This is a genomic window from Aliibacillus thermotolerans (assembly GCF_027853235.1).
Lineage (GTDB): Bacteria > Bacillota > Bacilli > Bacillales > Marinococcaceae > Aliibacillus > Aliibacillus thermotolerans.
Genome location: NZ_WKJG01000009.1, coordinates 1 through 669 on the forward strand (window position 1 = coordinate 1; position 669 = coordinate 669).

Below are 669 nucleotides of genomic sequence, written 5' to 3' on the forward strand. Positions count from 1 at the left end.
TCATTTATTACAAGTTGCTCTTGAACAGTCGGACAATCGAAATGGCAAATAGCCATCCCTTGTCCGAAGGCGATTCATCTCCACCCTACTTCGTTGAGGATGGAGTCTTCTCGCCTATAATGATAAATGTTTTGGAACCGTTTAATACATAATGGTCACCGTCTTTCTTGCCAGTCGTTTGGATACCTGACAAATCTGAACCAGCCCCTGGCTCTGTCATCGCGATAGCCGTGATAATATCTCCACTCACACAAGCAGGCAACCAGTGCTCCTTTTGTTCTTTTGTTCCATATTGAAATAAATAAGGGACGACAATATCATTGTGCAAACCAATTCCGACAAGACTTGAGCCAACGCGCTAACTCTTCATTTAAAATAACAGAGTAACCAAAGTCTGCCTCTACGCCACCGTATTCCTCGCTGAGCCATGGACATAAAAACCATTCGTTTCCTATTTTTTCCAAAAGGAGCGGGGAATCATACGATTTTTCTCCCATTCCTCATAAAAAGGAGTCGCTTCTTTCTCAAGAAATTTTTTTACAGATTGAGTCAATTTCATAATTGCTCTTTTTAAAAATACACAGATATACAGAATTTCTAAATTGTATTTTTAAAAACAGAAATCATGAAGCATTTTGTTGATTCAATTGTGCATTAATACGATCTGCT

1 pseudogene is annotated in these 669 nt (G+C 38.9%); it reads right to left on the reverse strand.

The features are described from left to right. Positions 1 to 112 precede the first annotated feature (112 nt). Positions 113 to 559: pseudogene (locus GJS40_RS00800) on the reverse strand (acyl-CoA dehydrogenase family protein); the annotation flags it as partial. Positions 560 to 669: the final 110 nt, after the last annotated feature.